Below are 7,422 nucleotides of genomic sequence, written 5' to 3'. Positions count from 1 at the left end.
GGGGTCCGGGCGGCGGCGGCCTCGTCCAGGACGGCCGGGTCCATGCCGAGGGCGGCGGCCGCGGCGAGGGCCGCGGCGACCAGCCCGGCGGTGTGCAGCCGGCCCTGGCAGAAGGCCTCCAGGGTGGCCGCGTCGTGGATCCGGCCGGCCCGGACGGCGGCCTCGGCCCCGCCGGAGTGGGCGTGGCCCCCGGCGGGGAAGCGTCCGTCGGCCAGGACGAGCAGGGCGGCGCGGCTCATCGCGGGCCGCCCAGCGGGGACCGTCGGCCGCGCATCAGAAGAGGCCGCCCATCAGAAGAGGAAGTAGCGCTGTGCCATGGGCAGCTCGGCCGCGGGCGCGGGTTCCACGGCCTCCCCGTCGATCGTCACGGTGAAGGTGTCGGCGTCCACCTCGACGCGCGGCCGGGCGCTGTTGCACCGCATGTCGTCCTTGGTGGTCTTGCGGGTGTTGTCGATCGCCGTGAACTCCTTGCCGAGGCCCAGCCGTTCGGGCAGTCCGTCCTCCAGGGCGGCCGGGGCGGCGAAGTTCAGGGAGTTCTGCGCGGGGGCCCGTCCGTGGGCGCCGAACATGGGGCGGGGCAGTACCGGCTGCGGGGTGGGGATGGAGGCGTTGGCATCGCCCATCTGGGCGTACGCGATCTGGCCGCCCTTGATCACCAGCTGCGGCCTGACCCCGAAGAAGGCCGGGTCCCACAGGACCAGGTCGGCGAGCTTGCCGACCTCGACCGAGCCGATCTCCCGGGCGAGGCCCTGGGCGACGGCCGGGTTGATCGTGTACTTGGCGACGTAGCGGCGGGCGCGGTGGTTGTCGGCCGGTCCGTCGCCGGGCAGGAAGCCGCGGCGCTTCTTCATCACGTGGGCGGTCTGCCACGTGCGCAGCACCACTTCCCCGACCCGGCCCATCGCCTGGGAGTCGGAGGAGATGATCGAGATGGCGCCGAGGTCGTGCAGCACGTCCTCGGCCGCGATGGTCGAGGGCCGGATCCGGGACTCGGCGAAGGCCAGGTCCTCGGGGACGGCGGGGTTGAGGTGGTGGCAGACCATCAGCATGTCGAGGTGCTCCTCGACCGTGTTGACGGTGTGCGGGCGGGTCGGATTGGTCGAGCTGGGCAGCACGTTGGGCTCGGAGACCACGGTGATGATGTCGGGCGCGTGCCCGCCGCCCGCGCCCTCGGTGTGGTAGGCGTGGATGGTGCGCCCGGCGACGGCCGCCAGGGTGTCGCCGACGAATCCGGCCTCGTTGAGGGTGTCGGTGTGGACGGCGAGCTGGGCCCCGGTCTCCTCGCACACGTCCAGGCAGGTGCCGATGACGGCCGGGGTGGCCCCCCAGTCCTCGTGGATCTTGAAGCCGAGGGCGCCGCCGCGCAGTTGGGAGTGCAGGGCGTCGCGGGACATGGTGTTGCCCTTGCCCAGCAGGCCGATGTTGACGGGGTACGCGTCCAGTGCCGCGAACATCCGGGCCAGGTGCCAGGGTCCGGGCGTGATGGTGGTGGCCTTGGTGCCCTCGGCGGGGCCGGTGCCGCCGCCGACGAGGGTGGTGATGCCGGAGGCGAGGGCCTCGTCCAGGATGGTCGGCGAGATGAAGTGGACGTGGGCGTCGACGGCCCCGGCGGTGAGGATCTTCCCGTTGCCGGAGACGATCTCGGTCTCCGGCCCGATGACCAGGTCCGGGTCCACGCCGTCCATCGTGTCGGGGTTGCCGGCCTTGCCGATGCCGCAGATGCGGCCGTCGCGGATGCCGACGTCGGCCTTGACGATGCCCCAGTGGTCGAGCACGACCACCCCGGTGACCACCGTGTCCGGGGCACCCTCGGCGCGGGTGGTGCGGGCCTGGCCCATGGACTCGCGGATCACCTTGCCGCCGCCGAACACCGCCTCGTCGCCCGCGCGTCCGGGGCCGCCGCTGCGGTCCTCCTCGATCTCCACGAAGAGGTCGGTGTCGGCGAGCCGGATCCGGTCGCCGGTGGTGGGTCCGAAGAGGTCGGCGTAGACGCGCCGGTCGAGCTCAGCCATCGAGGGCTCCCCCGGTCTCGCCGCGCAGGCCCGGCACGGTGCGCAGGCCCCCCAGCGCCACGAGCTCCACCTCGACCGGGATGCCCGGCTCGAAGCGCATGGCGGTGCCGGCGGCGATGTTGAGCCGTCGGCCGTGCGCGGCGCGGCGGTCGAAGTCGAGGCCCGGGTTGGCCTCGGCGAAGTGGTAATGCGAGCCGACCTGCACCGGCCGGTCGGCGGCGTTCAGCACGGTGACGCGGGTGACGCTGCGGCCCTCGTTGAGCGGGATCGGAGCGTCCGCGAAGTGGATCTCACCGGGGATCACGTGCGCGCCTCCTCTCAGACGATCGGATCGTGGACGGTGACGAGCTTGGTGCCGTCGGGGAACGTCGCCTCGACCTGGACGTCGTGGATCATCTCGGGGATGCCCTCCATGACCTCGGCGCGGCCGAGTACGGTGCGGCCGGAGGCCATCAGCTCGGCGACGGTGCGGCCGTCGCGGGCTCCTTCGAGGATGTGGGCGGTGATCAGGGCGATCGCCTCGGGGTGGTTGAGCTTCAGGCCCCGGGCCCGGCGCCGGCCGGCCACGTCGGCGGCCACGTGGATGAGCAGTCTTTCCTGCTCATGAGGTGTGAGGTGCACGCGTATCACCCAGCTTCCGGTACGTGATCAACTGTGCCGTGCGCGACCGCTTTACCGCCGCATGGGTGATCATTGACGGTGGACCGGAACGCCCCGCCACGCTAAGGCCGGTATTTTTCCGGCGAGTTAATTCACGTTTCGGGTAGCGTCCGGGTTCACCCGTTCGAGCGCATACGCGCCGGCCTTCGTGAGGGAGAACCGTGTTCCGCAATCCTGTCCGGCACATCACCTTCGACGCGCACGACCCCTACCGGGTGGCCGGGTTCTGGTCCGAGGTCACCGGCTTCCCGGTGCACCCCGACGACAAGGAGGGGGACGACGAGGTCCTGCTGGACCCGGGGCAGCCGGGCGTGCCGGGGCTGCTCTTCATCCGCGTACCGGAGGGCAAGGCGGTCAAGAACCGCGTCCACCTGGACATCCAGCCGACCGACGGCACCCGCGACGAGGAGGTCGAGCGGCTGACCGCCCTCGGCGCCGCGATTGTCGACGATCAGCGCCGCCCTGACGGGACCGGCTGGGTGGTCATGGCGGACGTGGAGGGCAACGAGCTGTGCATCGAGCGCAGCGCGGCGGAGCGCGGCGCGGCCTGACACCCCCTTCGGGGCCGGCGGTCAGCCCCGGGACTCGGAGACGACCGCGCCGACCGCCCAGGGCAGGGAGATCCACACCGTCTTGCCCCCGTCCGAGGTGGGGCTGACCGACAGCCGGCCGCCCGATTCCGCGGTGAGCCAGCGGATGATCACCATCCCCCGGCCGTTGTCCTGCTGTACGGCGGCGGGCAGGCGCCGGGGCCAGCGCGGGTGGCTGTCGGTCACCCCGATGCGCAGGGTCTCGTCGCGCTCCAGCCGTACGTCCACCGTGAAGGTGGGCGACTGCCCGAAGGTGTGCTGCACGGCGTTGGTGGCGAGTTCGGAGACGATCAGCCGGACCGAGTCCGCGACGTCCGCGTCCTCGGGCAGGCCCCATTCCCCGAGGATCTGGGCGACGTAGCGGCGGGCGACGGCGACCGAGGCGGGATCGCTCGGCAGAGTGACGGATGCTTCCTGGTGATCTGCCATGGCGCGGTCCCTTTCCCACCGGGGCGAACCGCCCCGGATCTGTGCTGACCGCCAGAGTGCCACTCCCCGCCCCGCCACGTCGGCCGTTCCCCCAAGATATGCATATATCTGTCGCCCGATGCGGTGAACTCTGCTACGGAAGACCGTATTTGGAGGGCAGACTGGTGCGATCTGTGCCGGTTGAAGGAGGGCGGACATGCAGTACGGACCTGCGGTGCGCCGGCGCAAGCTCGGCGAGGAACTGCGTGCGCTGCGCGACCGTTCCGGGCTCACCAGCGGTGAGGCCGCCCGGATCGTGGGATGGCACCAGTCGAAAATCAGTCGGATCGAGACGGGCCGCAGTGGCGTGAAACCGGAGGACGTCCTGCTGCTGCTCGACGCGTACGGCGGGGTCGGCGAGCAGCAGCGCGCGCTGCTGGAGGCGCTGTCCGCCTCGGCCGCCGGCCCGGCCGACCCCGGCGGCGGGGGCGGCCGCGAGTGGTGGCACGACTACCGGGGCCTGCTGCCGCAGGAGTACCGGGACTTCATCAGCCTGGAGGCCGGGGCGCGTTCGGCCCGGACCGTGGAGCTGTCGGTGGTGCCCGGGCTGCTCCAGACCGCGGCGTACGCACGGGCGGTGACCCGGGCTGCGCTGGGCGGACTGCCGGAGCCGAAGGTGGACGCGCTGGTCGACGTACGGCTGGCACGGCAGGCGGTGCTGCGGGCGGACCCCCCGCTGGAACTGAGCGCGGTCCTGGACGAGGCGGTCCTGCGGCGGCAGATCGGCGGGCCAGGGGTGATGGCGGAGCAGCTGCGGCACCTGGTGGAGGTGGCCCGGCTGCCGCAAGTGCGGCTCCAGGTACTGCCGTTCAGTGTAGGTGGTCATCTCGGCCTGACCGGACCGTTCGTAATTTTCTCATTTCCGAACATCGCCGATCTGGATGTGGTGGTACTCGACCATTTGACGAGTAGCCTCTATCTGGAGCGGAAGGAAGACCTCGAGGCGTACAGCGCCGCGTTCCGCACCATCCAGGCGCACGCCCTCCCGCCCCACGACTCGTCGGAGCTCATCAGCGCCCTCGCTGACGACGCGTAAGGAGGCACCCCCGTGTCCGCAATACCCCCACCCCCCGGCGGACTGGAGAACAGCGCGATCCGGTGGCGGCGCAGCAGCCGCAGCACCGGTATGAACAACTGCGTGGAAGCCGCCGCCCTGGCCGGCGGCCTGCTGGCCGTCCGCGACTCCAAGCGGACGGACGGCCCGGCCGTGCTCTTCACGGGCCCGGCCTGGGACGGCTTCCTCGCCCACGTACGGACGGACAGCGCCTAGCTAGGCGCGTCCACCGTCCGTGGCTCCGGCCGGCGCGGTGGCCAGGATGGTCTCCACCGCCCGGGTGATCTCGTCCCCCGTGAGATCGGCCCGCGCGGTCAGCCGCAGCCGGGAGATGCCGTCCGGTACGGACGGCGGCCGGAAGCAGCCCACGGACAGACCCGCCTCGCGGCAGTCGGCGGCCCAGCGCAGTGCCGCCGACGCGGACGGGGCCCGTACGGACACCACGGCCGCGTCCGGCCTGGCCGCGGTCAGGCCGGACGCGGTCAGCCGTCCGTACAGCGCGGCCGCCACCTCCCGGGCGCGGTCCGCCCGCTCCGGCTCCCGTGCCAGCAGCCGCAGGGCGGCCAGTGCCGCGCCGGCCGCGGCCGGCGCCAGCCCGGTGTCGAAGATGAAGGTCCGCGCCGTGTTGACCAGGTGGCGTATCACCTTGGCCGGGCCGAGGACCGCGCCGCCCTGGCTGCCCAGCGACTTCGACAGGGTCAGCGTCGCGACCACCCCGGGCGCCCCCGCCAGACCGGCGGCGTGCAGCGCCCCGCGGCCGCCCTCGCCCAGGACCCCCAGCCCGTGCGCGTCGTCCACGACCAGGGCCGCTCCCTCCGCCCGGCAGGCCTCGGCGTAGGCGGCGAGCGGGGCGGCGTCGCCGTCGACCGAGAACACCGAGTCGGTGACCAGCAGCGCCCGGCCGTCGTGCCCGGCGAGCGTCTTGCGGGCGGTCTCGGGATCGCGGTGCGGGACCACCGCGGTCCCGGCGCGGGACAGGCGGCAGCCGTCGACGATGGAGGCGTGGTTGCCGGCGTCGGAGACGACCAGCGCACCGTGACCGCTCAGGGCGGTGACCGCGGCCAGGTTCGCGGCGTACCCGGAGGAGAGCACGAGGGCGGCCTCGAACCCGCAGAAGGCGGCGAGCTCCCGTTCCAGCTCCGCGTGCAGCTCGGTGGTGCCGGTGACCAGGCGGGAGCCGGTGGCCCCGCCGCCCCAGCGGGCGGCCGCCTCCTGGGCGCCGGACACCGTCTCGGGGTGGCGGGACAGGCCGAGGTAGTCGTTGCTGGCGAGGTCGAGGAGCGGCGAGTCGGCCGGACGCGGGCGCAGGGAGCGGACGAGGCCGGCCCGCTCGCGGGCGCGCTCCTCGTCGTCGATCCAGGCGAACACGTCGGCCGCTGCGTGCTGGGGCATGGTTCGTCCTCGCGAAGGTGTCGGCTGTCCAATTTTGTCGGCTGTCCACAGACCAACCCCGACCCTAGCCGCAGGGGACCCCTGTACCAGGTGTGGCGATACACACACTCCGTTCCGGCCATGTTGTGCGATCTCTCCTTGGCCGGGAGTGGTGGTGTGGGACAGGATCGCCCCCATGGACCTGCTGAACACCCTGGTGGACAAGGGGCTGCGGCGTGAGCTGCCGACCCGCGAAGAGGCGCTCGCCGTGCTGGCGACCTCCGACGACGAACTGCTCGACGTGGTGGCCGCGGCCGGCAAGGTGCGCCGTCACTGGTTCGGGCGCCGGGTCAAGCTGAACTACCTGGTCAACCTCAAGTCGGGGCTGTGCCCGGAGGACTGCTCGTACTGCTCCCAGCGCCTGGGGTCGAAGGCCGAGATCCTCAAGTACACCTGGCTGAAGCCGGAGGAGGCCTCCCAGGCGGCCGCGGCCGGCGTGGCGGGCGGCGCCAAGCGCGTGTGCCTGGTGGCGAGCGGCCGCGGACCGACGGACCGCGACGTGGACCGCGTCTCGCAGACGATCGCGGCGATCAAGGAGCAGAACGAGGGCGTGGAGGTCTGCGCCTGCCTCGGCCTGCTCTCCGACGGCCAGGCGGAGCGGCTGCGGGACGCCGGCGCGGACGCGTACAACCACAACCTGAACACCTCCGAGGCGACGTACGGGGACATCACGTCCACCCACACGTACGCCGACCGGGTCGACACGGTGCAGAAGGCGCACGCGGCGGGCCTGTCCGCCTGCTCCGGCCTGATCGCGGGCATGGGCGAGAGCGACGAGGACCTGGTCGACGTCGTCTACTCGCTGCGCGACCTGGACCCGGACTCCGTGCCGGTGAACTTCCTGATCCCCTTCGAGGGCACGCCGCTGGGCAAGGAGTGGAACCTCACCCCGCAGCGCGCGCTGCGCATCCTGGCGATGGTCCGGTTCGTCTGCCCGGACGTGGAGGTCCGGCTGGCGGGCGGGCGCGAGGTGCACCTGCGCACGCTTCAGCCGCTGGCGCTGCACCTGGCGAACTCGATCTTCCTCGGCGACTACCTGACCAGTGAGGGCCAGGCCGGACAGGCCGACCTCGACATGATCGCCGACTCCGGCTTCGAGGTGGAGGGGGCCGACACCTCGACCCTGCCCCGGCACCGCTCCGAAGCGGCCGCGGCCGCCGGCGGGGGCTGCGGCTCGCACGGCGCCGGCGCGGGCTCCGTGTGCGGC

The 7,422-nt window shown here is 72.6% G+C and carries 9 protein-coding genes and 1 pseudogene; 4 read left to right on the top strand and 6 right to left on the bottom strand.

Going from position 1 to position 7,422, the window contains the following annotated elements; genetic code table 11:
• The 4 genes and pseudogenes from GPJ59_RS31060 to GPJ59_RS31045 form a co-directional block, all read right to left on the bottom strand.
• Positions 1-239 (bottom strand): annotated as a pseudogene (locus tag GPJ59_RS31060) (urease accessory protein UreF); the annotation flags it as partial.
• 51 nt (positions 240-290) lie between these two features.
• Entirely contained in the window at positions 291-2,012 is a 1,722-nt protein-coding gene (locus tag GPJ59_RS31055; protein WP_219671249.1) for an urease subunit alpha, read from the bottom strand.
• Positions 2,005-2,316 (bottom strand): urease subunit beta, encoded by a 312-nt coding sequence (locus tag GPJ59_RS31050; protein ID WP_219671248.1) that lies wholly within the window; start codon positions 2,314-2,316, stop codon positions 2,005-2,007. Before GPJ59_RS31050 ends, GPJ59_RS31055 begins: the two co-directional genes overlap by 8 nt.
• Before the next feature lie 14 nt (positions 2,317-2,330).
• Positions 2,331-2,633, bottom strand: coding sequence for an urease subunit gamma (locus GPJ59_RS31045; RefSeq protein WP_219671247.1), 303 nt, complete (start codon positions 2,631-2,633; stop codon positions 2,331-2,333).
• A 200-nt stretch (positions 2,634-2,833) separates the two neighbouring features.
• Between GPJ59_RS31045 and GPJ59_RS31040 the strand changes: the two genes are divergently transcribed.
• Positions 2,834-3,223, top strand: coding sequence for a VOC family protein (locus tag GPJ59_RS31040; RefSeq protein ID WP_308120580.1), 390 nt, complete (start codon positions 2,834-2,836; stop codon positions 3,221-3,223).
• A gap of 21 nt (positions 3,224-3,244) precedes the next feature.
• Here the strand turns inward: GPJ59_RS31040 and GPJ59_RS31035 are convergent, their stop codons facing one another.
• Positions 3,245-3,691, bottom strand: a complete 447-nt coding sequence (locus GPJ59_RS31035) for an ATP-binding protein (protein ID WP_219671246.1) — start codon at positions 3,689-3,691, stop codon at positions 3,245-3,247.
• Positions 3,692-3,887: 196 nt separating this feature from the next.
• Here GPJ59_RS31035 and GPJ59_RS31030 point away from each other — a divergent pair, with 196 nt between their 5' ends.
• Both GPJ59_RS31030 and GPJ59_RS31025 read left to right on the top strand, forming a co-directional pair.
• Positions 3,888-4,766 carry a helix-turn-helix domain-containing protein gene (locus GPJ59_RS31030; RefSeq protein WP_219671245.1) on the top strand — a complete coding sequence of 293 codons (879 nt, stop codon included), beginning with the start codon at positions 3,888-3,890 and terminating at the stop codon, positions 4,764-4,766.
• A 12-nt stretch (positions 4,767-4,778) separates the two neighbouring features.
• Positions 4,779-5,000 carry a DUF397 domain-containing protein gene (locus tag GPJ59_RS31025; protein WP_219671244.1) on the top strand — a complete coding sequence of 74 codons (222 nt, stop codon included), beginning with the start codon at positions 4,779-4,781 and terminating at the stop codon, positions 4,998-5,000.
• Here GPJ59_RS31025 and GPJ59_RS31020 read toward each other — a convergent pair whose 3' ends face one another.
• Positions 5,001-6,176 carry an 8-amino-7-oxononanoate synthase gene (locus GPJ59_RS31020; protein ID WP_219671243.1) on the bottom strand — a complete coding sequence of 392 codons (1,176 nt, stop codon included), beginning with the start codon at positions 6,174-6,176 and terminating at the stop codon, positions 5,001-5,003.
• 175 nt (positions 6,177-6,351) lie between these two features.
• On the opposite strand from GPJ59_RS31020, the gene bioB reads away from it, so the two are divergent.
• Positions 6,352-7,422, top strand: a 1,071-nt coding sequence (gene bioB, locus GPJ59_RS31015; RefSeq protein ID WP_258025190.1) for a biotin synthase BioB, incomplete at its 3' end; no start/stop codon positions are given.

Origin of the sequence: Streptomyces bambusae (genome assembly GCF_019400985.1) — a bacterium.
GTDB lineage: Bacteria > Actinomycetota > Actinomycetes > Streptomycetales > Streptomycetaceae > Streptomyces > Streptomyces bambusae_A.
The sequence above is the reverse complement of the archived record's forward strand: the minus strand, read 5'-3'. Positions and strand labels throughout refer to the sequence as shown.

Excerpts from the sequence above, each read along its gene's own strand:
- GPJ59_RS31035 (WP_219671246.1), bottom strand. The coding sequence starts at position 3,691 with ATGGCAGATCACCAGGAAGCATCCGTCACTCTGCCGAGCGATCCCGCC.
- GPJ59_RS31020 (WP_219671243.1), bottom strand. The coding sequence starts at position 6,176 with ATGCCCCAGCACGCAGCGGCCGACGTGTTCGCCTGGATCGACGACGAG.
- GPJ59_RS31030 (WP_219671245.1), top strand. The coding sequence starts at position 3,888 with ATGCAGTACGGACCTGCGGTGCGCCGGCGCAAGCTCGGCGAGGAACTG.
- GPJ59_RS31055 (WP_219671249.1), bottom strand. The coding sequence starts at position 2,012 with ATGGCTGAGCTCGACCGGCGCGTCTACGCCGACCTCTTCGGACCCACC.